Below are 25,114 nucleotides of genomic sequence, written 5' to 3'. Positions count from 1 at the left end.
GTTGTTTTGGTAAAACATTACCGATTAAATTGCTAGTTTAGTTTTTATTCAAAATGCACTTTTTTCATCTTCTAGTAGATAGAATAGCTTGTGAGACTTTTATTCTTATCAGTTTTCTTTTTGTAACATCATAACATATTTAATGTAGACCTTGGTATATTCCTAAAAAGGTGGGTCATAAGGATATGCTTAATGACCCACTTTTTTTAATAGAACAGATGCTGATTCTAAAGCCTTTTCTTTAGCAAGATAGTTCGATCTCCTTTCACCTTAGTTTCTGATGGTACCACAGCATCAAGCGGGACTGACCGGAATACGAAAAATGGGATTTCTTGTGAATCATCGTACGCATTGTTTGAGAGCTTGTGTTTGCTTTCTACCCTTATTTTGTATGAACCGGGTTTGGTTGGAGTCCAGGATAGATTGTTTACAGGTGAGTAGCCCTTGCTTTCGATAAGTTGTGTTCCTTTGTATATGAAAAACTGATATTCTAGATCTTCTGGGTCATTTACTGCAGCTGTTATTTCTATTTTATTGTCCACGGATAGAAGGTTGCTTCCGTATGAGATAATACTTTCAATCGAAGCGGGTTTAAATACAGTATAGGTAAGCTCCTTTTCTGAATCAAATACTTCACGTGAGAGCTCGTGCTTTACTTGTACCTTAATTTTATAGACCCCTGAATCGGTAGGATTCCAGACTGCTGTTTTCGTAGGTGAAAAGTCTTGAAGTGTGCTCCAGCTTTCACCATCAAAAACGCTAAATTTTACTAGGTTAGATGAGTCATTATTAGTTGTGGCATTTATTGTGATTGGCGTATGAATGGGTTGAGGTTCATTTTTATCGGTTGTAAGGGAAGAAATAGTAGCTGGTTGAAAGATGACATAGTTCAGTTCTGATTCATCGTCATACTCGTTGTTCGAGAGTTTGTGTTTTGTTTGGAACTTTATATTATAGGTACCTGGATTAGTCGGCTTCCATGAAAGCTCAGATGACTCCGAATAGTCTTGAATTGTTTCCCATATGTCTCCAGTTTGGACTAAGAATTTTACAAGATTGTCATTTGGAATGTTTGTTGTTGCTTTGAAGTTAATTGAAGTGTGAACGGGTTGCGGGCTTTCTTTTTCAACATTAACTGTTTCTAGCTTTGCCGGCTTATATATAGTATAAGGAATTATTTTTTCATCATCAAAGGCCTTATCTGATTTATCACTTTTTACCCTGACTCTTATGTTATAGGTGCCAGCAGTCTTTGGTTTCCATACTAACTTGTTAGATTTAGAATAATCCTGTACAGTGGCCCATTTCTCTCCATCAAAGACCTCAAACCGATAGGAGGAGGGGATGTTGGAAGGTGTTTTAGCCGTAACGGTTACTGCGGTGTCTTCCGGTTGTGGACTAGAATGGCTGACATTGACTGACTGAAGTTTGCTGTATGGGCTGTAGCCATGTGAGGCAGCAATTTCTTCAAATGAGCTAGATGAGTTCGTAATCACGACGTTTGTATAAAGCTGGATGCGATCAAATAACCAGTGGATTTCCTCATCATACATCCGTACACAGCCTTTGCTTGCATAGGTGCCGATTGAAGCTGGATTATTGTTTCCATGAATGGCATAAGTGGTTCCATAAGTCCCTCTCGCGTCAAGGCCTAGCCAACGATCACCTAACGGATTTCGTGGGTCGCCCCCAGGGATATTAGCCGTATAATAGGGACGATTCTTGATTTTATTCACAATCGGAAAGGTACCCACAGGTGTTTGGCTATCATATTTACCCGTGGCCACCTTAAACGTCCTCACCAGCTGTCCATTCTCAAAGAAAGCAAGCTGATTCGTCCGTTTGTTAATGATAATTAACTGGTTGGACTCTCCCTCCGTAACAGAAGCTCCGATAAAAAAACACATAAATAGAAGTAGTACCCCTGTAAACTTTTTCACGCACTCGCCCCCTTACTACACCATATGCAGAATGAGGGTTATGTAATACTTCGGTACTAGGTGAGTTGAAAATAGATGAATGGGTCCAATGCCTCAAAAATTCTACAAAAGAGCCATGAATGTGCATTCAAATAGTCAGCTGTTTGAGAACGCGCTAGGAAATGTTAGTATTAATGAAACGATAATAGAAAGGATGGTTTTGTAATGCGATTAAAGGGAAAAAAGATTATCAGTCTTATTCATCATGACTTTGAAGATTTAGAATTATGGTACCCCGTTTTGAGGCTTAGAGAAGAAGGGGCAGTTGTTGATTTTGTTGGTGAAGAAGCGAATCAGAAGTATATTGGGAAATACGGGGTACCTGCCACATCTGAATATGCGTATGGTGATATAAAAGCAGAAGATTATGATGCCATTTTAGTGCCAGGAGGATGGGCGCCAGATAAAATTCGTAGGTTTCCGGAAGTATTATCGATGCTTCAAGAAATGGACGATGCAAAAAAGCCAATCGGACAAATCTGTCATGCAGGTTGGGTATTGATCTCAGCAAAGATACTGGAAGGGAAAAAAGTGACAAGTACTCCGGGAATAAAGGATGACATGGAAAATGCAGGTGCAATTTGGTATGACGAACCTGTTGTGACCGACGGCCACCTAGTTTCAAGCCGCCGTCCACCAGACCTACCAGATTATATGAGGGAATTTATTAATGTGTTGGAACAAAAATAGTGGGACGAGCCACGGTGGGACAAGGGACCTGTCCCTCTGTCCCATTATTTAAATCTCGTCACAATAACCCCATCTACATTATTCCCAGAAATCTCATACTGAGATAAGATAGGCTCTACCAGTTCCAGTTTTTCTGTGACAGGGTGGTAAGTGACGAAGTATTCAGTACCGTCAACGGTTGTCGAGACGGTCTTATGGTCTTTCAGGTATTGTATGTACTCCTCTAAGACGAAGTTATTTTCCTTCATAATCACACTATGGGGTAGACCGACATAGCGGAAGTGCCAAGGTTCATATTCAATTCCCGTAATATCCGATTTGCCTTTTGGATACCGCAGAATAAATCCGTAGTCCCACGCATGTTCTGCCATCCATTTCCCTTCAGGTGCATGTTCCATTTTCATCAAGGTTGAACCGACATCGATGGCTAACCCTTGATTATGTTCACTATATCCTGGTGGTAGGGCGTAAGCAGCTCCCATTTCTTTATAGAGATTTGCTTGTTCTTCAAAACCACGAAATCCACTATTTACAGAGAAGTGAAGCAGGCCATCCATTTTCGCTGCCTCCATCATTTTTAAGAACTCGAGTCCTGCCTCGTTTGATAGAGAAATAGAATGAATGCTTGTCCCGAACTGTTTCTCCAATCCTTCGATAGAAGATAATGGGACGATATCTTCTTTAATGCTACCGTGTTTTATGGGGAAGGTATTGTTAACTAACAGCAAGTCTCCTAGGTAAATCTGATCCTCATTTATATCAATGGTTTGTATTTTCTTTACTGGAGGCTCTCTTAGAATCATATTTGAAACAACTTTTGTTTCAGACTGTGTTCCTCGATTTTTATGTAGTAGAGGGGTAGAGTATATGAACACAACACCAATACTCAGACTTAATATTGCTAGAAATAACCATTTTTTCATCGCTGCAAATATTCGCCTCCTTGTTCTTTGGTTAGGCATCTGTTATTTATAGTGTTAAAGAGAAAAATCTACAACTTCCCTCTCAACCTACGTAATAAACCCGTCCGATACGCTTTGAACAGGAAATAAACGATAATGTACATGAAGATTGAGAAAAGCAATGTATTTACCAAGGCGCCTGCTAGAAATGTATAGCTTTTAGAAAAGAAGCTGTTTACCCCATCTATCGTTTGTTCGAGAGCTTCTACATAGTCAACATCCTCTATTTCATCGACTCTCGTTCTCCTATCTAGAAGCAGGCCTCCGACTTTATAATTTAAGAAGAATAATGCAGGCCACAAGGGTGACCCAATAACACCACCTAAAAAGGCTGCCACTGGATTTACTCTAACAATCTTCGCTAGACCGACCGAGAGAATCACACCAAGTCCAAACGTCGGATACCAATTTGGTATAAATCCTAATGTGAAACCTAATGCCACTTGATGTGGGCTATCCTTCACTCTGAGTAATCGCATAAGATTATATTTAAATTTTCGACTCATCTTCATATGTGCTATGCCTCCGATTGCTACGTACAAAACACTCTATATCGCTAAGGTTTTAGTGGTTCTAGTTTATCATAGGTTGAATCTATTGGGACAGTTCCCTTGTCCAACTTTCTAAGTCGTAATAGAAAATAGTGGTTACGCTTAGATAAATTCTCTAATTTTATAGAATTTTTACAGTGAGGAACTATTATTACTGTTGGAAGATAAAGTATAATCTAAAAGGATATATGATTTCGTATTACAAAAAGTCTATAAGAAAGCGGAAGGGTATCTAGGATGAATATAGTAAAAGACTTTTTATTACAGGTGACGCTCTTGGTCATCCCTATATTTGTTTACTTTACGTTTATAACGGAGAAGGTCAAAAGCGAGAAAAATCGAAATGTAGTTATGTGCATCCTATGGGGACTTTCTGTCCTGCTATGTATGCTCTTCCCTGTGGATATTGGCAAAGCCGTTCAATTGGATTTGCGAATTATACCTTTACTCCTTGGTAGTCTTTATGGGGGGATATTACCAACGATTATTTTGACATCTGTGATATTGCTTTTCCGTTTGTATTTAGGCACGAATGTGGGACTTTATAATACTGTTCTTGTTTTAATTGTATTCCTTCCGGTTCTCTTGTTCATACAAAGATCATTTGTTATTTCAAAGAAAGAGAAAAGAATTGCAATCGCAGTGGTACTTTCCGTTATCTATTGCGCGATTGGAATAACGTTTTCGATTGTATTACGTGGATTTGACCTAGACACGTTTAGCGTACAACTGACTCACCTACTGTTTGTAGCGTTGGTTACTTTTTTCCTCGTTACGTTATATGAAACGATCAGAGATATTCATCGACTGCGTTCAGAGATGCAAGATACAGAGCGCTTACGACTGATTAGCCAGCTTTCAACCGTGTTTGCCCATGAAATTAGAAATCCGATGCAGGTTACCCGTGGTTTTTTACAACTTCTCGACGAACCTGATTTGCCTAAGAGTAAGAAGCAGTACATCCAAATTTCAATCGATGAATTGGATCGTGCCAATCAAATCATCTATGACTTTTTATCATTTGGTAGCCCTTCTACAAATATTGAAAAAGTTGATGTAGGGTATCAACTACAGCGTGTCGCTAACATCATTAAAGGGTACACGCTTAATCAAAATGTTGATATCAAACTAGATGTACAGGAAAACTGTTGGATTCATGCAAATCCACAAAAACTAAATCAATCCCTTATTAACATCTTGAAAAACGCAGTTGAATCCATGCCAAATGGCGGTTCAGTTTGGATTACATGTTTCCAGAGTGAGGATGGCTTTATCGAAGTCACGATAAAAGACGAAGGGATAGGCATGACACCAAAACAACTTAAGCGACTCGGATCACCTTACTACTCCTTAAAAGAAAAAGGAACAGGACTCGGTATGATGGTTAGCATGCAGATTATCCATTCACTCAATGGGAAAATAAAGGTGACTAGTGAAGAGGGTATTGGTACCGAGATTACGATTCAGATTCCAGGTTGGGACAGAGGTCAAGGTTTACAAAATTGAGGATAGATTACTATAAGTCCTTGGATTAAACAGTGGAGTGGGCTGTTAGCTATATCTCATTGTTTGTACCTTTGAGAATGTAGTGGTGTAGCGTGGGATTATGTAATAATCAAGTGATGCAAGGTCAATGAAATGGTGTTGTTGGAACTTTTAACTTCTTATTATTTCATTGACCGAATATATTTAAATGATTCTAATAAATGTGGTGTAACTTTGATAAGTTCCTTAAGAAGGACAGGATCTAGCTGCTGAAGCATGTCCATATATTCTGCGAGTAGTAATCTATGTGCATTATTCTCTTCGATGAGGTCGGTATTTCTTCCAAATTCTTCTATGGTGACATCTAGTGCAGTTGCTATCTTGGTAAGGATATCGTATGAAATATTGCCAGCTTCCGCTCGTTCAATCATCCCCATGTAAGTTTTAGAAATCGTAACCCTTTCAGCAAGTTCCTTCTGACTCCATTTCCTTTTCTTACGTAACTTCCGTATCCTAAGTCCAACAATTTCGCGCATAAAATCACCTCTAGGCATAGTAAAACCTAAAAGATCAAAATCGTAAACAGACTATAGTTGGTATTTAATTGCTGTTGTCAACTGACAGTTGGTATTCGACAAAAAGTTCACAATTTAGATATAAAAAACAATGGAGCTGTCCAGTTTTTACCGGTTAAATGAACATGTAATTAACCAAAGAAAAGTGGAATTCGTATTTATCGTAAAATAGAATGTACGAATAGTTCGGTAATCTGTACTAATTATCATAAATTTAAAAACGACATTTTCAAACAAACGCTTGTTTAGTCCTTAAGTACAATAATGAGGCTGAATCTATGATTCAATCAATCGTTTGTTTGAATTAGTTGCGGTAGGAAATATAGTTTAGGAGTAGTACTGTTATAGTGCTAATTCTGTATTCTAGTATAGGTAAATAAAAATAAAAAATCAGGGACGGTTCTTCTGTTTTCCTATTTTTTGCCAAAAGAATAAAAAAGTTTCACCTCTCTAATTTCACCTTTATCCTCTTGAATACAATGTTAAAACAAATTAATAAAGTCATAGAAGGAATCTTGTGGTATGAATTGAATATGAATACAGAGCTACTAACTTCACTAATATCAAATCCGCCTTTTTCCTTCTTTTTAATCAGCCTCTCAGTTTATAATACTGTTCTTTCCAACACTCCTAATTCCCTAAATTTCACTATTCCTCCCTCTCGATATAGATTCTCTTGATAAGGACATGAGCAGGACAAGCAACCTTTGAAATTACGTTAAGACAGGAACTAAATCCTGAAAGCACAAGTAAAAAAGAAACAAAAACTATATGAATGGCGGTGGTGAAATGCCTCGTGCAGCTAGAATAAAAAGTAAAACAGGTGTCTATCATTTGATGTTGAGAGGAGCGAACCGTCAGGAAATCTTCCATGATGAAGAGGACTGGAGAATGTTTTTAGAAATTCTAAAAAAGTATAAGTTGAAACTCACATTAACAATTTATGCATGGTGCTTAATGAATAATCATGTCCATTTATTAATGAAGGAAGGGGATGAAAGTATTTCTATTACAATGAAGCGGATTGGAGTGAGTTACGCAGGGTATTATAATTGGAAATACAGAACGACAGGCCATTTATTTCAAGATCGGTTCAGGAGTGAATGTGTCGAAGATCAAGCCTATTTTCGTACGGTTGTTAGATATATTCATCAGAATCCTGTAAAGGCAGGGGTAGTTATGCAGCCAGATGATTGGAAGTGGAGCAGTTGTCTTGGTTACTATGGCCTTGCATATTATCCTCAAGGATTACTGGATAGTTCTTTTCTATTAAAGTTGTTTTCTCCCAATTCGAAAGTTGCTCAAGAACTGTTTAAAGCATTCAATGAAATGAACAATGAAGATCAGTGTTTGGAATTAATCGTTAATGCTCCAAGATTAACTGATGAAGAGGCAAGACAAAAAATAAAGGAATCACTAGGTACAATGGAGATACCGCACGTAAAGAGTTTACCAAGAGAGAAAAGAAAAGAGATACTACGGGAGCTAAAAACAATTAAAGGTATATCAATGCGCCAACTAGCGAGAATCATGGGAATATCTTTGAATCTTGTATTTAAGGCTTGAAGGAAAAAAGCGTACGGTTCCATGGTTCGCGAGGGTTAACAGCTTTGAACAAGGACTACCCTTCGATTCTCCCAAATATTAGGAGAACAGAAGAACCGTCCCGACGTACCCCGACGTTCCCCCTCCTTCACAAATATATGAGAATTTTTGGAAGAGTTACGCTATAATGGGCATATACTTGTATTGATTCTTTAAAATGCTCATTATTGAAAGGGGTTTCAAAGTGAAGAAGCTACTGGCCGTGTATTTGTTGTTGATCGGTTTGTTTGTGCTTTATATATATAACTATCAAACAGAGACTACTAGTAATCAGGCCTGGACGGAAAGTAAGCTTACCGGGTCGATGGATGAAACGTATGTGATGGTCACTTTTTTGTCGGGAATAGATTACTGGAAGCGAGCGTTGAAGGGATTTGAGGATGCGGCGGAAACTTTGAATGTATCCGTTGAGTTCCGGGGTGCGACTCAATATGATGTTTACGAGGAGATCACGGTACTAGAACAGGTAATTGCTAAGAATCCTGCTGGAATTGCGATTTCGACAATGGATCCAGAAGCTTTAAATCCTGCTATTGATAAAGCAGTAGAAGCGGGGATTCCGGTGGTGATGTTTGATGCGGATGCACCAGAAAGCAAGGCCTATTCCTTTCTAGGTACGGATAATTACAAAGCCGGTGCAGAGGCTGCCCATAAGATGGCAGAGTTATTGAATAAAAAAGGGAAGGTTGGCGTGATTACACTTCCAAACCAATTAAACCACCAGGAGAGAACACAAGGTTTTCAAGATACGATTTTTAAGGAGTACCCTGATATGGAGGTTGTTTCGGTTAAGGATGGAAGAGGCGACCAAGTACTATCCAAACAGATGGCTGAAGAGATGTTTGAGGAAAGTCCTGATTTGGCTGGAATTTTTGTGACGGAAGCGAATGGGGGAGTGGGTGTTGGACAAACCATTCTCAAAAAAAACCTAAAAGACTTTAAAATAATCAGCTTTGATACAGATCGAGGGACTCTCGATATGATCAAAAACGGTGTTATATCGGCATCAATCGCTCAGGGTACGTGGGAGATGGGGTATTGGTCTCTACAATTTCTGTTCCATTTGCAACATGGTATTTATGAACAAGAACATACACATGCACCATTACCACGGTATGTCGATACGGGGGTAACGATTGTGACCCAAGAAAATGTTCAATCCTATTATCCGCAATAAACTTCGTAGATTGGATTGGTTCCTATGAAAAATCTCATTCAAATTAATAATTTACCAATTCGATATAAACTTATTTCTCATTTTTTAATTATCAGTATCATCCCTATTATTTGCCTTGGGATGTTAATCAATTGGACCGTTGGACGAGTTGTGGAAGAGCATGTGAATAAGAATACGTTACAGCTCATTAGTAAAGTCAATGAAACGCTTGAACATTACATAACAAACATGCAACGCATCACCTACTTTATTTCGTATAATGACAGAATTCAGGATTTTCTTGATACAGACCATTCAGCACCGAGCCAGGATGAATATGAAATCCAGCGTTATCTTCGTCATTTTACAACACTATTACCAGAAGTAGCGGGTATTGTAGTCGTTAATACGGCAGGTGAATATGTGAGTAATGAGCTTTATGCTCCGACTTCTAGCAATCTAACCGAAGAGTCCTGGTATAAAGAAGCCGTGGAAAACAAGGGGATTTTTAAGATAATCGGCCAGCCAAAGGGCCGTAGTCTCTCCTCATTAGTGAATTATAAAAACGATGAAGTTGTGTCAGTTGTTCGAGCTGTCATTGATCCGATTACACAAGAGGTAGTCGGAGTCATTCTGATTGATTTGAAAGTAAGGACGATTGCTGAAACGTTGGTAGATGTTCGACTAGGGAAAACGGGGTATTTGACTGTTATTGATGATCAAAACCGGTCTATCTATCAACCCGACGATCCTTTAATTGAGAACATCCCAATCGAATGGTTGAAGGATAAAAGGTCGGGTACTTTTTCAAAAGAAGTCGATTCACAGAAACTGCAATTCATCTATCAACGGTCGCCCTATTCAGAGTGGACAATCATTGGTGTCTTTCCAACAGAGGAAACCATTCTTGAGATAAAAGAAATTCAGTTTTATTTAGTCGTCTTTGTGTTTATCATTCTCTTATTTGGTTTTCCAGTTTCGTATGTGTTATCCAATTCGATTTCCAAACCGATTGGGCAGCTAATGAAATTCATGCGAAAAGCCGAAAGGGGAGAATTGGGAGTTAGATATATTGAAAAACGAGACGATGAAATTGGGATGCTAGGACGAAGCTTTAATAAAATGCTCAAGCAAATCAATGAGTTACTGCGCTTAACAGAGCGCCATGAAAGACAGAAGCGGGAAGCAGAATTTAGAAGTCTACAAGCGAATATCAATCCGCATTTTCTCTATAATACACTTGATACGATTCAGTGGATGGCACGAAAACAAAAGGCAAATGATGTGGCAGAGGTAGTCGAGTCGCTCGCAAAATTGTTCAGGATTGGCTTAAGTAAAGGGAGAGATATGATCACACTCGATAAGGAAATTGAGCATATCGAAAGTTATCTACTCATCCAAAAAACGAGGTACAGAGAGAAACTACAATACCAGATTCATGTCGTTGATCATGTCCGCTCGTTATACGTTTTAAAGTTTATTTTACAACCGATTGTTGAAAATGCGATTTACCACGGAATAAAAGAACGTCGGGGACCCGGCCAAATTAAAGTAAATGCACAACAAAAGGACGAGAAGTTATTACTTGTGATCCAAGATGACGGAGCTGGAATGTCAGAATTACAGCTTCAAGAGATTCGCTTAGCTCTCAAGGATGCGGTGCGAAGAACGGAAAATCAAGGTGAAACGAAGCATAAAAAAGGTTACGGACTCTTGAATGTACAGGCTCGTATTTTACTCGCATTTGGAGAAGAATATGGGATTACAATCGAAAGTGAAGAAAAGGTGGGTACGAGAATTGAAATGCTGTTACCTATTCTAGACGAGGACAATGAGTGGGAAGAGGAGTGGAAGCATGAAGCGTAAGTGGAAGGTATTAATTGCAGATGATGAGTTCATTATTCGTGATGGCATTCATTCTTCGATTGAATGGGAGAATTTTAATATGGAAGTGATTGGTGAAGCCGAGGATGGTGAGGAAGCGGTAGAAATGGCTCTCGAACATCAGATTGATATTTTACTAGTCGATCTAAATATGCCGATCTTGAATGGCATTGAGGCCATGAAACAAATTAAGGAGCGATTGCCTCATTGTAAAATGGTCGTAATATCGGGGTATGATGATTTCCGTTATGCTCAAGAAGCTCTTCGATTAAGAGTAGAAGATTATTTGTTAAAGCCTGTGAATCCTACTAAGCTTGAGGAAATCATCGTCGACTTGAAACGAAAGCTAGAACTAGAAATCTATCAAAAAGAATACTTAAAACAAGCGACCGACCAACTAACTAAAAACCATGCCCAACTCAAGGAACGCTTTTTTCAGGATTGGGTTGAAGGTCAGTTATCGAATGAAGAAATAGAAGAACAATTGCATTTTTTACACTTGCCAGAAACAACTCCAATGCAGCATCTGGTCATTAAATGGCCAGACTATCATCACAATCAAACGTTCAAAAAAGAAAGCGATCGCGACTTTTATTTATTTGCAATTGAGCATCTCGTTAAAGAAATCATTGGGGCAGATGATGCTGCACTCTTTTGGGACCGATCGATGCTACTCAATGTTTGCTTATGGAAGAGAGTAGAAGCGAATCAACTCAAGGAAATAGAAGAGACGGTTCTACAATTCTATCATCTGAAAATCTACTGTCATGTTGAAGATGTCCATGATGAGGATTTTGTGAACTTATATAAGGTGTATGAACGATGCAAACGGGAAATCGATAAGCAAATTCGGATGTCTCCAATCGTGAAGCAGGCACTGGATTATATGGAACAGCATTATCAGGACTCATCTCTTTCGCTAGAGCGGGTGGCGGAAGAATTACATATTACGAGTGTCTATTTAAGCAGAATGATCAAACAAGAGTTGGGTATTTCTTATGTGAGTCTATTAACTCAAATGCGAATTAATAAAGCGGTTGAGCTATTGAAGACCACGCACTTATCGATTCGTGAAATTGCCGAAGAGGTCGGGTTTGAGACACAGCATTATTTTAGTACAACCTTTAAAAAAGTAGTCGGTGTTTCGCCGATGCAATATAAGCATTAACCAAGCACTTTCATTGCGAAGGTGCTTTTTTAATGGGTAAGAAAGTATAAGCTTCTTCACGTATTTTTCGATATCTAGCTCCAGGCGCCATCGGCTCTCTGGTCTAGCCAAACGCTTCGGAAGGTTGGGGTCGTCTTAAGCTTGACTTGCACAGGACAAGGAACGCTTCGACAGCATCATCATCGTACGAAGATAATGCTAAGCATTTTCGAGGATGTTCCGTATTAGCGGGCGCCTTGCGCTTTTCTTATTTATGTTAAATTTTTATAAAATTCGTTTAAATTTCTGTAAAGCTTTCTTAATAGGGAAGATGATACTTTAAATACAGCCAGATAATAAAGAAATGAAAGGGGTTACAATTATGAAGAAGTTAGGTTTGTTGGTAGTGGTTATTGGTTTATTTTTTGCATTGGTCGCTTGTAGTGGCAATGACAAATCATCAGGGTCAGGTTCGGAGGATGCATTAATTGGGATTGCAATGCCTACGAAGTCTTCACAGCGTTGGGTTGATGACGGTAATAATATTGTGAAGCAATTAGAGGAACTAGGCTACAAAACGGACTTGCAGTATGCCGAAGATGATGTGGATAAGCAAATCGAACAGATTGAAAATATGATTGTAAAAGGTGCAGAAATCCTTGTTGTGGCATCGATTGATGGTACGGCATTAACAAATGTACTAGCAAAAGCTGCTGAGCAAGATATTGAGGTTATCGCATATGACCGCTTGATTATGGAAACACCAAATGTGAGTTATTATGCGACTTTCGATAACTTCCAAGTAGGTGTCTTGCAGGCGTCTTATATTGAAGAGGCACTAAACCTGAAGGAAGAGGCTGGACCGTTTAATATCGAATTATTTGGTGGTTCACCAGATGACAATAATGCCTATTTCTTCTGGGATGGCGCGATGTCAGTTCTTCAACCACATATCGATAGTGGAAAGCTAGTTGTTCAAAGTGGTCAAACAAAATTTGAACAAGGAGCTACGATGCGTTGGGATGGAAATACGGCAAAATCAAGAATGGAAAACATTTTAAGTAAGGCATATTCAAGTGGTGAAAAGGTAGATGCAGTCCTATCTCCTTATGACGGAATCAGCCGTGGAGTTATTCAAGCGTTAAAAGGCGTTGGCTACGGTTCTAGTAATCTACCACTTCCAGTTGTGACTGGTCAGGATGCAGAGTCAGCTTCAATTAAATCAATCATTGCTGGCGAACAAACGCAAACGGTATTCAAAGATACACGTGATCTTGCAGCTGTAGTTGTTAAGATGATTAAAGCGATTGAATCTGGTGAAGAAGCAGAAGTGAATGATACTGAAACATATGACAATGGTCAAAAGGTTGTTCCTTCATACTTAGTTGAGCCAGTTTCAGTTGATATTGATAATTATAAAGAATTGTTGATTGATAGCGGGTACTACACAGAAGACGATATAAAATAAGCATTCTTGATTTAGTGGTGATCAATAAGTCACCACTAAATCGTTATGATAACGAGGTGGTGAGGGTATGCCAGACTATATTTTAGAAATGAGAAATATCACAAAGACATTCCCTGGTGTAAAAGCACTAGACAACGTTAATCTGCAGGTTGAAAAGGGAGAAATTCACGCACTCGTTGGTGAAAATGGTGCTGGTAAATCAACTTTAATGAAGGTATTAAGTGGTGTTTATCCGAGTGGAACCTATGAGGGCAGTATTTATTTTGATGGAGCAGAATGTGATTTTAAAGACATTAAACAAAGTGAGCAACTAGGTATCGTTATTATTCATCAGGAATTAGCGTTAAGCCCGTTTTTGTCGATTGCGGAGAATATCTTTTTAGGAAATGAACGGCAATCGAATCAAATTATTAAGTGGCAGGATACGTTTTTGGAAGCGAAAAAGCTTTTAGGACAAGTCGGTTTACAAGAGTCACCCAACACGGCTGTTATGAATATTGGCGTGGGTAAACAGCAGCTCGTTGAAATTGCAAAAGCACTTTCTAAAAATGTAAAGCTACTAATTCTTGATGAACCAACAGCAGCGCTGAATGAAAAAGATAGTGAGAACCTATTGAAACTCCTCCTTGATTTAAAAGAGCAAGGAATTACCTCCATTCTTATTTCTCATAAGCTCAATGAAGTTACGAGAATTTCTGATAATATTACGATTTTACGAGATGGGCAAACCATCGAAACGTTCAAAGTGAAGGATGAAAAAGCGTCCGAGGATCGGATTATTAAAGGGATGGTTGGACGTGAGTTGACAAGTCGTTTTCCAGAGCGTGTGCCGAATATTGGGGAGACGATTTTTGAAGTGGAGAACTGGAATGTCTATCATCCACTGCAGCGCGACCGAAAAGTCATTGATAATGTGAATCTTCATATTTGTCGTGGGGAAATAGTTGGGCTAGCAGGCTTAATGGGAGCAGGCCGAACCGAGCTTGCGATGAGTATTTTTGGTAAAACCTACGGCAAAAAGATTACCGGATTGCTTTATAAGGATGGCGAGGAAATCCAAGTTAATACCGTGAGTGAGGCGATTGCGCATGGAATTGCTTATGTATCAGAGGACCGGAAAACATATGGATTAAATCTAATCGACGATATCAAACGGAATATCACCCTTGCAAACCTTAAGCGAATTTCCACGAGCGCGGTTATTGATGAGAACAAAGAGCACCAGGAAGCACAGCATTTACGGGAACGATTAAATATCAAAACACCAACACTCGCCCAGCTTGCTGGGAACTTAAGTGGGGGGAATCAACAAAAAATTGTGCTTAGTAAGTGGATTTTTACAGAGCCGGACATCTTGATTTTAGATGAACCTACACGTGGAATTGACGTAGGAGCGAAATATGAGATTTATACACTTATTCATGAATTAGCGGCTGAAGGAATGGGAGTACTCGTCATCTCATCTGAGCTACCAGAAGTACTGGGGCTATCAGACCGTATTTATGTGATGAATGAGGGACGAATAACAGGCGAGCTAGAGCGTGATATGGCGAATCAAGAGAGTGTGATGCGTTATATGACGGGAACAGGAGGGGATAAACCATGGAAACAGTAATTAATTTATTTCGTAATAATGTCCGTGAATATGGGATGATCATCGCACTAGTGTTCATTGCTGGATTGTTTTGGATCCTCACGGACGGAATCTCATTTAGTTCGCTAAACCTGACGAACTTAATTTTACAGAATGGTTTTATATTGGTCTTGGCGATTGGAATGGTTTTAGTCATTATCACCGGTAATATTGATTTATCCGTTGGTTCCGTTGTGGCAATCGTCGGAGCCATTGCCGGAGTACTGATGATTAATCATGGGATGCCAGTATGGTTAGCTATTATTCTATCACTTATAGTTGGTGCGTTAATCGGAATTTGGCAAGGCTTTTGGGTAGCATATGTAGGAATCCCTTCCTTTATTGTTACGTTAGCAAGTATGTTAATTTTCAGAGGGTTAACACTATATCTTTTAGATGGAAAATCACTTGCACCATTTCCAGAGTCATTTGGCATGCTAAGTGGAGGTTTCTTGCCGGCAATTGGATCAGGAGACTTTCATATTCTAACAATGATTTTATCTGTGATTCTATCCCTAGTTTTAGTATACATGGAATTCAGAAACCGGAAAAAGCAGCTTACCTATAGCGTTGAGGTTAGTCCGTTATGGCTTTCTGTTACGAAGCTTGCTTTACTACTAGTAGTTATTAACTGGTTTGCCTACCAATTGGCATTAAATAAAGGAATTCCAATGGTGTTAATTATCGTCTTAATTCTAATTGTGATTTACACCTTTGTTATGAAAAACACAGTGATGGGTCGCCATATTTACGCAACTGGAGGAAACCAGAAGGCGGCGGATCTATCGGGAATTAAAACAAAGCGAGTGGTGTTCTGGGTATTCGTGAACAATGGAGTGCTCGCGGCATTAGCTGGATTAATGTTTGCTTCGCGTTTGAATTCTGCAACACCTGCAGCCGGTAACATGCTAGAACTTGATGCCATCGCATCTGTATTTATCGGAGGTGCATCTATGGCTGGAGGAGTTGGTACAGTCATAGGGGCAATCGTCGGTGGACTCGTAATGGGAATCATGAACAACGGGATGTCCCTAATCGGTGTAGGAATCGACTGGCAACAAGCGATTAAAGGACTTGTGCTCCTGCTTGCAGTAGGGTTTGATATTTATAATAAGAATAGGGCTGGGAAATAAGTGGGACAGAAACAGGGGGACGGTTCTTCTGTTTCCCTAATTAAAGGAAATTGGATAAGTATGTTCCAGTCTATCTGGTTGAGGAAGCGGAGAAGCGTTTGGTTTTGTCAGCAGGTATATAATGTATAATATAGTAAGGGTTGTTCGATGACTGGTACTAAGCTACCAGTCATTTTGTCATTCTTAGAAAACTGTTGATGTAGGAGGTCGCAATGAAGATTAATCGTATCCATCATGTTGCTATTATTTGTAGTGACTATCAGAGATCTAAAGATTTTTATGTGAATAAGCTGGGGTTTACAATAGTCAATGAGACGTTTCGTGCAGACCGCAATTCGTACAAACTCGACTTAGCCGTTGGGGATACCTATCAGATTGAGTTGTTCTCATTTCCAGAGTCACCGAAAAGACTAAGTTATCCTGAGGCAACAGGGCTTCGACATTTAGCCTTTGAGGTAGATGATATAAAAGAAGCAGTGAGTGAGCTAACAGAGAAGGGTATAGAGTTAGAAGATATACGTGTAGATGAGGTAACGGGGAAGAAGTTCACCTTTTTAAAAGATCCGGATGATTTGCCGTTGGAGATATATGAAAGATAGGTGGGGATGTAATAACAACCATTCCCACCTAAACACGAACGTTATCTTTTCTTACCACAATTAATACATGTCCCACTGTAATAATCGAATTTATGGTACCTACGAAATAAACAAATAATCGATTTTAGTTTTTTCATGGTGTTTAACTCCTAAGATGATTAATTTATATCTTTAATCATAATGGTTTAATATTATCCTGCTATTACAGGACAATTAAGTAGTGTGACAAAGCTATTAAATTAAGGTAATAAAAGAATAGTAGTATATTTTAGTAGAATACCAAAAATTTGATTTCATGAAATCTGTACTGATCGCTCGAATTGTGAATTCCTTAGTTTCAATCAATCGTTTGTTTAATGGACTAGATCGGTCATGTAGATGAAATGATAATTTAATCAATCGTTTGTTTGAATTATAATAGGTAAAGAAAGTGGACTGAAAGGTCAAGCTGTTATAGTGGTATTTTAGTATATTAGAATAGAAAATATGCTAATGGGATGTGTAAACTAATCTTTTATCCTAAATCCCCTCTATTCAGTCTTTTTTGTAGTTCTTTTATAAGTAGCGATGGTTTGCTAATATACCCATCAACAGGTGTACCTAGTCTTTTTTGCAAAGCAGTAATTGTGATTGGACCCAAGAACCCATCTTGTGTAACTCCCAGCCACTTTTGTAAGGCTATTATGACTAGCGATGGTTTACTAATTGCGCCATCTACAGGTGTACCGAAGTATCTCTGTAGAGCGCTGATTGTTTTCGAACCGAGAAAGCCGTCAATTACAAGGTTTTCTTTTGGTGGGATAGTACTTTTTGTTGCTTGCTTTTGCTCAGAATTAGGCGCTTTATAACTCATTCCTTCTTCACAACATATAGCTCGCACTACACATTCGTACATTCCGTCTCGATATGATTTATCTTTAATTTTTTCAAACTGTGGGCCGTCCACGAATTCATATTCAATTATAGTTGTACGGCAATTTCCTGTTAGTCTATGCATATAGTAATAATCCTTACCAGCTGAATTCTTACGGGTATATACTGGGCGAGGTCGAACTGGATATCCTGCTTTCTGAAACTCTTCAATAAGCAGCTTTTCAAACGAGCCGTCAGAATAGATAGAATGAATTGCTTCAACTCCACTTCCTCCACCAGCATTAAAATGATGTGAGATACATTTTCTATATCCCTTCACCTTTGAGGTCCTTTGGGTAGGATTCAATGTAGCATCACTTGTCCGTGTTAACACACTATCAATCCCAAGTTCAGACAAGCGTTTATCAACATAGAGCGCAGCCTCTAACGTATAGACCTTTTCAATATTACCCTCCGCTACAGCACCCGGATCACTCCCACCATGCCCTGCATCTTGAATCCAACTCATAAATTACCACTCCTTTTTCTCTTAATAGATGTGCGCTAGTTGCATACCGTTTTTACTGCTGTGGAAAGAGGTACCTTGTCTACTTTCCCACCGACATACTAGAAATCAGGATACCGGTTAAAAACGTAGAGGTTGCCACACTGTGCACCTTGTTTATTTACAGTTTCATAGACTCTAAGCATTCCAATCTCAATACACTTCCAGATCATCCTTTTAAATGTGGAGCGGGATATGATATGTTCACTTAAGCCCTCGTCTTGACAACAGACAACAGATTTTATGGCTACGTGACAAATCCCAGGGATATCTGAAGACAATTGAATTAATTGATTCAAACCGTATAGTTCTCCCTGAGTAAACTCCTTTTGATGATCGATGAACCAAACCTCTATATTGAGCCTAAACTCCTCAAAATCGTAAAACTGCGAATATCCCTGAATATTGGATGATGTATCTATCGTTATCCGTAACATAACTGAACCCCCTTTTACTTGTGTTATAGAAGGTTGTTGGGAAAAAGGGGCATCAAATTTCGTTCCTTTTTTAGTAGGGCTAGCCTTTTTTGAATTTATTTAATCCCCTCTACCTAAAACAAAAGAACTATATATTTCTTCCTTAGTGGTTATTTATTCACAGAACTATTTTCTTATTTTTTATAAAATAGGAAAAATTTGTATTGAGATAAAGTAAGATGTATATGGTGTGACTTTTGAATGAGGTGGAGGGGAGAAATACCTTGAAGAAGTTTTTAATAAGCGTTGGTTTGTTAACTTTGCTATTAACGGCATGTTCAAATGATGATAGTAAGCCTGCACAAGCTGAACCGGAGGAACCAAAGTCCGAGGAGACAAAGCAGGAAGAGACTCAGAATGAAGAGACAAAGGAATCCTATACTCCTAGAGAAGTGTCCTATTATGAACTTGATGGAGTGGACTTTGAGTTAACTGAGCTTGAACAAGAGATGCTACGTCATCCTGGAATTTTTAGTGGTGATAACTATGATGAAGCAAAGGTTCAGGAAGCACTCGATCAATTGCCGGGTGACCTAACCCAGGAGCAGTACATGGAAGAAGTGAAGTATTTATTAACTGAGGACTATCACGAGGAATTAGAGACGTTTCTTACTTTTGATTCCACGATTGAAGTGGATATTGATCGTCCAGATGAAACGGTAAATGCTCCAACGTTAAAGACTGCTCATTATGCGATTTTAGTCGACGCTAGCGGGAGTATGGCGGCTAAGGTCGGTGGAAAAACAAGGATGGAAGCTGCGAAAGAAGCCGTGTTAGAATTCGCGGAACAAGTCCCAGAGAATGCAACGATTTCATTGCGCGTGTATGGACATAAGGGGTCGAATAGCAACTCGGATAAAGGCTTGTCATGTGAAAGTACGGAGGTTTTATACAATAACAGCTTTGAAGCCAGTGGGTTCGAAAGTGCTTTATCACAGGTGAAGCCGGTTGGATGGACGCCAATCGCGCTTGCTTTACAAATGGTACAGGGAGATATTCCTGAAGGAACAGATGATGTAGTTGTGTATGTTGTCAGTGACGGAATTGAAACATGTGATGGTGACCCAGTTAAAGAAGCGAAAAATCTCGTGACATCGGATATCCAAACAGTTGTCAATATCATTGGTTTTGATGTGGACAATGAGGGTCAAAAGTTGCTGAAAGAAGTAGCGAGTGCTGGTAATGGTGAATTCACATACGTTAACTCTGAACAAGACCTGAAGAAGTACATGAGAGCACAATATCAAGAACTTCAAAAGAAGTGGTTTGAGTGGAAAGAGGCAGGGAAAAATCAAGCTTTTGAAATAAAGGAAGAGAAAAAGAAAATTGCCTTTGAAACAAAAGAAAGCATGAAAGAAAAAAGCTTCCGTGAAAAGGAACGTATGAAAGCTGCGCAGGCCTATCTAAAGGAACGCTTTGATGACTACGACCATCCTGTGAGAAAGCTTTCTTCTGAAATTATCGATTATGGAAATGCGAAGAGACGCTATGCCATTGATATAGGAAACCAATTGCGACGAGAAGCCATTGACAATGGTAACCGTGAACGACGCGAGTATATTGACGAAGGAAACAAGAAGATAAGGGAAACGATTGATAAGAAGAATGGGAATTAAGGAGTGTTGTGAACTGCATAGTGGTTATGTAGTACCAGCATTTGGAAAGGTGGGGAGGCTACGGCTTCTCTCTTTTTTTGCCTTCATACGGAATAAATTTAGAAACATCGTTCCAATCTAACTAGAGGTAACCTCATTAATCAATGGAGGTAGGTAATGGCAATGAAAAAGAAACATGTGGAAAGAATTGGAAATAATCTAATTGCAGCAGTTATTGGGTTTATGATTGCGTATGTAATCGGGTCGTTTATTTTCCCATATGACTTGGGTTCAGGTGTATTCTGGAAATTACTTGAGTAAAGGACATGAATATCTGAAAGGTTTAAATGGTATTAAGAAAACAAAGGCCCAACGAAGGCGGAATCCCTCGTTGGGCAAAATTTGTTTATTGAACTGGCATGGTTGAATCTTTCCGTGATTTGTTACGTCCCATTATTTGTTCGTATTGTACAAGCCTTGTTTCAAAAAGCTTCAATGGATCGTAATACACTTCTGGGTTTGATTTCATTTTTGCCAATGTTTCTTTGTCTTGTTCTACGTCATTGTTTGTTTCGTCAATGGCTCGTGCAAGTTCTACTAATGGGTCTTTGTAGAATAAACCGACATCCTGTGGCAGTGATCTCTTGAAGAAGTCGAATTGCTGCCAGAATTTCTGTTGAATCGAGTCAACCACATCCGTATAGTTCGTATTTTCCACATATCTTTTATACTGATTTAGCATGATTGTTTGCTGCTTTTGCGGAAGTAAGCCCAATACTTTGCCTGCGCCCTTCAATAACACTTGTGCTGGGTTGTGGCGAAGCATAATGTTTTCTTTCTCGATTTGGAGCTGATAGGTCATCCGACTAATATCACGACGCCAGTCCTCAACTACCTTGAAATCACAGTGTAACTTGAGTTCCTTTTCAGAGTATACCTCCGTCAATGACTGCGTCATATCATCTAAATAGTCTTGTGTGGCGGTTAATGTTGAGTTTGAATCCTCAATCCACTCCTGTAATTTAGTGGAGAGATCCGGCACAATCTCTACCTCAAATAATTCACGAAGCTCTTCGTTCATTTTTTCATTCAATTCGATATGAAGCTGGTTTAGATTGCTATCATCCTTGACATACTTCGAGCAACTTGCGAGGATTTTCGGAATCCTCTCAGATAGGTCACGTTTAACCCCATCGATTACATTTGAAAATGAAGTAATAATCTCCTTGCTCTTGTCTGTTTCTTTATCATGAAGGCTATTTAAAAATCCAGCTAACCTTGTATTGTACTCCTCATTATGCTCAATCAATTCAATCAGTTTACTTTCTGCATCTGCTCTCTTCTTCAACAGGCTAGAGATCACCTTTCTTAATAAGAACAGAATTTTGCCGACACGATTGTTTGTACTAAAGCTTACTTTAATATCTCTTAAGACATTGACGTTAGTACTAGAATGGATAACCGCGTCTGGGAAGTATTCCTTCACTTGTTCAGAATCAAATGAATTCCGTAGGACAAAGTGGACCGGCGTATCCTTTGCGCTCTGCTTGATTTGTGCAAGATAATCAAAATCCAGCTCCGATAGTTTTTCGGCCTCACTCACAAACAAAACCCCGTCAACCACTGGCAAAAAGCCAAACGTTTTTCGCTTTTCCATAAAATACTCATTCAGTCCAGTCGTGTTGAATCTTAGTCGAAATGTTTGTAAACGTAAAGAAGGTAGTGACACTTCGATGATGGAATCTGGGTCAGAGCTGTCCTTAATTGAAGCAATAGGACGGTCCCCAGTATCAGATACCTCGGTCAGTTCTTTCTTAGCTCCGTATTGAATACTTGCAAAATGAAATAGGGATGGAGATAGAACGTCTTCTTCTACAATTGAATTTATGAAAGATTCTTTGCCTTTTCCAAGGACGAGTAAGTTTGTGGTCTCTCTATCAAAAAGCTGATCAAAGCCCCAAACTAATCGGTTGCTCGTTTCAATATTATTCTTTCGTGCCCAGTCAATGATTGTTTTCATAAAGTGGTAGCATTCATCCAAGGATAAGTCCCTACGATGAGCATTTTCTAAGACAATTTCGGCCTCTTTGACAATCACTGTTTTTATGGCTGAAGGAAAAATATCATCCCACGCAATAATAGCAGCAGCTGCAGCCAATCCGTTTGTTGCAGTTGTTGTGTTCAACCAATTAATGAGAAGTTTTGGCATCAATTGGCCAATATCTCGAAGTAAATAATCTCCCGTCGTTAATTCAAGATACGCTTCCTCAAATAACTCAGAAATCTTATACCAAGATTCATACGGGTTAATTTCTAACCCTTTCATGGTTTGAATGACTGAATCCAACCAACTTAAATACTGATCTGTATTCTGGTAGCTATTCCAAATGGCCATTAACAGCTGTTTAAATCTAGGCTCATCAAGTTCATAGAGCTTACGTAGAAGAGAAACGAATGTTTCAGGTGTAAATGACCCACTATGGCCAGCTCCACAATAATCAATTAAGGCATCAAACCAGACTAAATCCTCGGTTCTCGTAGCTTCATTGATTGCGAGCTCCATAGCATTTTTCCAATCTTGCTGCTCCTCGTAAAAACGTTTTGCAATCATAGTTAACTCAGGATAATCGGGATTTGTTTCAATTGCTTCCTGCAATACCCGATATGCTGCATCAAGCTTGTTGTCCTCAAGGTACAGGGAGAAAAGACTCAACGAAACCTCACTCGTTAGGATTGTATTTTTCGAAATGATCGATCCATACACATCCTCTGCATTAGAGAGTAATCCAAGTTCGTGGTAGGCATCAGCAATATTCTTCTTCGCCCACGGCTCAAGTTCGTTGTTAATGCTTTCCCATTTATAGATTGCGGCCTCATAATCCTTATAATGAAAGTAAAGTTCACCTTGTGCAAAGCGAATATAAGAAAGGTCATATATTTCTTTCTCCTGCTCAACCATGTACGCTTCACCAAGAATCTCAACCGGATGTCGCTTGTCATTTTCAGAAATAAACGTTTGATAATATGTTTTAGTTAGTAGTTCATGATCGGATGTCATTATTAAACCTCCAAATTTTTTTGAAGTGAAAAGGGTAGTATTATACCTATTATAAATATATACGAAGGAGTTGCGCGAAATTTGTCGGTTGGTGAGTTTCTTTTGGGATTCATTTAGGAGATTTAGGAAAAGGGTTTCTTACATCTGTAATTTAAGAAAAGGAAGTGGAATCTACCTCAGACCGAAAAGGATCCATTAAGACAATCTCTCAATGGATCCTTTCTACTATTATATGCTATTTGCTAGTAATGTAAATAATGCACTAATTAAGATTGCGAGAATTGGAAATGAAACATATAAGATGATTTTGTTTCTCTTTCTTTTTCTTTCCATCTCTTCTGGTGTAACCCATGTACTCATTAATCTTTTTCCCCCTCGTATTCGGTAACTGGCTGGCATGGTCAATAGGACGTTAGCCCCTTTAGTTTTGCGCACTCCACTTTTCAGTGAAATTGCTATTATCGAACGAAAATAGCACAACATTACTATTATCGTCTGAACTAGTTTGAAAGTTAATAGGTAAATAAGCCTATAAAATTACCGTTTATTGTTAATTTGTAGTTTGATTACATGTGTAAAAAACCAATAAGCATTGCTTATTGGTTTTCAAATAGGTGGGGTAACAAAGGTGTGACCACCCTCTTACTTCTTTGTAATGCTTTCGGTAGTTTGAAGGTGCTGTTTGAGTTTGTTAGACAGCGCAATCCGCTCTTCTTCTGGGACAATAAAATAGTAGATTCCATCAATTCTAGTACCACTTCCGGAGATTTGGCTCTGCTCTAGTTTAGTTGTTGCTGCTTTATAGTTTTTCTGGATATCTAGCATTTCATCGAATGTTAGGTTTGTTTGGATGTTCTCTCCAAATATATCTAAAATATCTCCTGCTTTTGGTATAGACGATAGTGAAGCTCCTTTTTGAATTACTGCTTGAATGATTTGTCGTTGACGCTCCTGACGTCCAAAGTCCCCACGAGGGTCTTCATATCTCATACGTGAAAAGGCTAAAGCTTGTTCACCATTTAATGAAATGCTACCTTCCTTAAAAGTATGTCCACCATAGGTAAAGTTAAATGAATTACTGACGTTCACACCGCCGACAGTATCTACAATATCCTTAAAGCTTTCCATGTTTACTTGTACATAGTAGTCAATCGGGATATCCAGAAAGTTTTCAACAGTATTAATCGTCATTTCGGGTCCGCCGAATGCATATGCATGGTTGATTTTATCATCAAAGCCTCTTCCGATAATCTCTGTTCTCGTGTCGCGGGGGATACTTACCATTTGTGTTGACTTCTCATTTGGGTTTACAGTTAGAACAATTAAAGAATCTGAGCGGCCACGGTCACCATTTCGTTGGTCAACACCCATTAATAAAATAGAAATGGGATCCTGCTCTTTAAATACAACATCCTCAGCTCGTTTTTCTGATTTGGGTCTATCAATTGGTTTGTGCATTGAAGTAACAGCATTTTCGACAGAATTATATAGATAAAAGGCATATCCTCCTATCCCTAGGATAAAAATACCAACAATACTTAATAAACTTACAAGCCATTTTTTTGTTTTACTCATTTTTTTCTTGATATTTTTTGTCATACTTATCTCCCTTTTGTATGAAACTGTAAATACTTTAAGATTATAGTCCTATTTGTAAAAATAGACAATAAAAAATCGAAATGTCTCTAAATATACTATAAT

The 25,114-nt window shown here is 38.8% G+C and carries 21 protein-coding genes and 1 riboswitch; of the genes, 12 read left to right on the top strand and 9 right to left on the bottom strand.

Going from position 1 to position 25,114, the window contains the following annotated elements; translation table 11 throughout:
- Window positions 1-227 precede the first annotated feature (227 nt).
- Window positions 228-1,940 carry a triple tyrosine motif-containing protein gene (locus CZ490_RS15630; RefSeq protein ID WP_077619768.1) on the bottom strand — a complete coding sequence of 571 codons (1,713 nt, stop codon included), beginning with the start codon at window positions 1,938-1,940 and terminating at the stop codon, window positions 228-230.
- 204 nt (window positions 1,941-2,144) lie between these two features.
- Between CZ490_RS15630 and CZ490_RS15625 the strand changes: the two genes are divergently transcribed.
- Window positions 2,145-2,669 (top strand): type 1 glutamine amidotransferase domain-containing protein, encoded by a 525-nt coding sequence (locus CZ490_RS15625; RefSeq protein WP_077619767.1) that lies wholly within the window; start codon window positions 2,145-2,147, stop codon window positions 2,667-2,669.
- Window positions 2,670-2,713: 44 nt separating this feature from the next.
- Here CZ490_RS15625 and CZ490_RS15620 read toward each other — a convergent pair whose 3' ends face one another.
- Both CZ490_RS15620 and CZ490_RS15615 read right to left on the bottom strand, forming a co-directional pair.
- A complete protein-coding gene (locus CZ490_RS15620) occupies window positions 2,714-3,592 on the bottom strand; it encodes a M15 family metallopeptidase (protein WP_077619766.1) in 879 nt (292 codons plus the stop codon).
- 68 nt (window positions 3,593-3,660) lie between these two features.
- Window positions 3,661-4,143, bottom strand: a complete 483-nt coding sequence (locus CZ490_RS15615; protein ID WP_077619765.1) for a DUF2062 domain-containing protein — start codon at window positions 4,141-4,143, stop codon at window positions 3,661-3,663.
- Between the two features lie 276 nt (window positions 4,144-4,419).
- On the opposite strand from CZ490_RS15615, the gene CZ490_RS15610 reads away from it, so the two are divergent.
- A complete protein-coding gene (locus CZ490_RS15610) occupies window positions 4,420-5,688 on the top strand; it encodes an ATP-binding protein (RefSeq protein WP_077619764.1) in 1,269 nt (422 codons plus the stop codon).
- A gap of 161 nt (window positions 5,689-5,849) precedes the next feature.
- Here the strand turns inward: CZ490_RS15610 and CZ490_RS15605 are convergent, their stop codons facing one another.
- On the bottom strand, window positions 5,850-6,203 hold the full coding sequence (locus tag CZ490_RS15605; protein WP_077619763.1) for a helix-turn-helix domain-containing protein: 354 nt from the start codon (window positions 6,201-6,203) through the stop codon (window positions 5,850-5,852).
- 810 nt (window positions 6,204-7,013) lie between these two features.
- On the opposite strand from CZ490_RS15605, the gene CZ490_RS15600 reads away from it, so the two are divergent.
- From CZ490_RS15600 to gloA2, 8 genes are all read left to right on the top strand, one after another.
- Window positions 7,014-7,808, top strand: coding sequence for an REP-associated tyrosine transposase (locus CZ490_RS15600; RefSeq protein WP_234987248.1), 795 nt, complete (start codon window positions 7,014-7,016; stop codon window positions 7,806-7,808).
- A 223-nt stretch (window positions 7,809-8,031) separates the two neighbouring features.
- Window positions 8,032-9,024 (top strand): substrate-binding domain-containing protein, encoded by a 993-nt coding sequence (locus tag CZ490_RS15595; protein ID WP_077619762.1) that lies wholly within the window; start codon window positions 8,032-8,034, stop codon window positions 9,022-9,024.
- A 24-nt stretch (window positions 9,025-9,048) separates the two neighbouring features.
- A complete protein-coding gene (locus CZ490_RS15590; protein WP_077619761.1) occupies window positions 9,049-10,869 on the top strand; it encodes a cache domain-containing sensor histidine kinase in 1,821 nt (606 codons plus the stop codon).
- Complete coding sequence (locus tag CZ490_RS15585) at window positions 10,859-12,055, top strand: response regulator (RefSeq protein WP_077619760.1); 1,197 nt, start codon at window positions 10,859-10,861, stop codon at window positions 12,053-12,055. The genes CZ490_RS15590 and CZ490_RS15585 overlap by 11 nt, the downstream gene beginning before the upstream one ends.
- A 361-nt stretch (window positions 12,056-12,416) precedes the next feature.
- Window positions 12,417-13,502 (top strand): multiple monosaccharide ABC transporter substrate-binding protein, encoded by a 1,086-nt coding sequence (chvE, locus tag CZ490_RS15580; RefSeq protein ID WP_077619759.1) that lies wholly within the window; start codon window positions 12,417-12,419, stop codon window positions 13,500-13,502.
- A 67-nt stretch (window positions 13,503-13,569) separates the two neighbouring features.
- Complete coding sequence (mmsA, locus tag CZ490_RS15575) at window positions 13,570-15,117, top strand: multiple monosaccharide ABC transporter ATP-binding protein (RefSeq protein WP_077619758.1); 1,548 nt, start codon at window positions 13,570-13,572, stop codon at window positions 15,115-15,117.
- Entirely contained in the window at window positions 15,105-16,268 is a 1,164-nt protein-coding gene (gene mmsB, locus CZ490_RS15570; protein ID WP_077619757.1) for a multiple monosaccharide ABC transporter permease, read from the top strand. The genes mmsA and mmsB overlap by 13 nt, the downstream gene beginning before the upstream one ends.
- Window positions 16,269-16,480: 212 nt before the next feature.
- Entirely contained in the window at window positions 16,481-16,867 is a 387-nt protein-coding gene (gene gloA2 / locus CZ490_RS15565) for an SMU1112c/YaeR family gloxylase I-like metalloprotein (RefSeq protein ID WP_077619756.1), read from the top strand.
- 514 nt (window positions 16,868-17,381) lie between these two features.
- Here the strand turns inward: gloA2 and CZ490_RS15560 are convergent.
- Window positions 17,382-18,248, bottom strand: coding sequence for an N-acetylmuramoyl-L-alanine amidase (locus CZ490_RS15560; RefSeq protein ID WP_077619755.1), 867 nt, complete (start codon window positions 18,246-18,248; stop codon window positions 17,382-17,384).
- Between the two features lie 98 nt (window positions 18,249-18,346).
- Window positions 18,347-18,721, bottom strand: coding sequence for a hypothetical protein (locus CZ490_RS15555; protein ID WP_077619754.1), 375 nt, complete (start codon window positions 18,719-18,721; stop codon window positions 18,347-18,349).
- Between the two features lie 263 nt (window positions 18,722-18,984).
- Between CZ490_RS15555 and CZ490_RS15550 the strand changes: the two genes are divergently transcribed.
- Together CZ490_RS15550 and CZ490_RS22375 are read left to right on the top strand one after the other, a co-directional pair.
- Window positions 18,985-20,376, top strand: a complete 1,392-nt coding sequence (locus CZ490_RS15550) for a VWA domain-containing protein (protein ID WP_077619753.1) — start codon at window positions 18,985-18,987, stop codon at window positions 20,374-20,376.
- 156 nt (window positions 20,377-20,532) lie between these two features.
- Window positions 20,533-20,676, top strand: coding sequence for a hypothetical protein (locus tag CZ490_RS22375; RefSeq protein ID WP_159439967.1), 144 nt, complete (start codon window positions 20,533-20,535; stop codon window positions 20,674-20,676).
- Between the two features lie 85 nt (window positions 20,677-20,761).
- On the opposite strand, the gene CZ490_RS15545 is transcribed toward CZ490_RS22375, so the two are convergent.
- The 3 genes from CZ490_RS15545 to tagU all read right to left on the bottom strand — a co-directional run bounded on the left by CZ490_RS15545 (window position 20,762) and on the right by tagU (window position 24,988).
- A complete protein-coding gene (locus tag CZ490_RS15545) occupies window positions 20,762-23,413 on the bottom strand; it encodes a tetratricopeptide repeat protein (RefSeq protein ID WP_077619752.1) in 2,652 nt (883 codons plus the stop codon).
- Window positions 23,414-23,641: 228 nt separating this feature from the next.
- Window positions 23,642-23,773 carry a hypothetical protein gene (locus tag CZ490_RS22925; protein WP_268762132.1) on the bottom strand — a complete coding sequence of 44 codons (132 nt, stop codon included), beginning with the start codon at window positions 23,771-23,773 and terminating at the stop codon, window positions 23,642-23,644.
- Between the two features lie 20 nt (window positions 23,774-23,793).
- A riboswitch (cyclic di-GMP riboswitch) is annotated at window positions 23,794-23,880 on the bottom strand.
- Window positions 23,881-24,055: 175 nt separating this feature from the next.
- Window positions 24,056-24,988, bottom strand: a complete 933-nt coding sequence (tagU, locus tag CZ490_RS15540; RefSeq protein WP_234987247.1) for a polyisoprenyl-teichoic acid--peptidoglycan teichoic acid transferase TagU — start codon at window positions 24,986-24,988, stop codon at window positions 24,056-24,058.
- Between the last annotated feature and the right edge of the window lie 126 nt (window positions 24,989-25,114).

It is taken from the genome of Litchfieldia sinesaloumensis, from assembly GCF_900156865.1.
Lineage (GTDB): Bacteria > Bacillota > Bacilli > Bacillales > Bacillaceae_L > Ferdinandcohnia > Ferdinandcohnia sinesaloumensis.
This window is presented reverse-complemented; position numbering and strand designations above follow the sequence as displayed.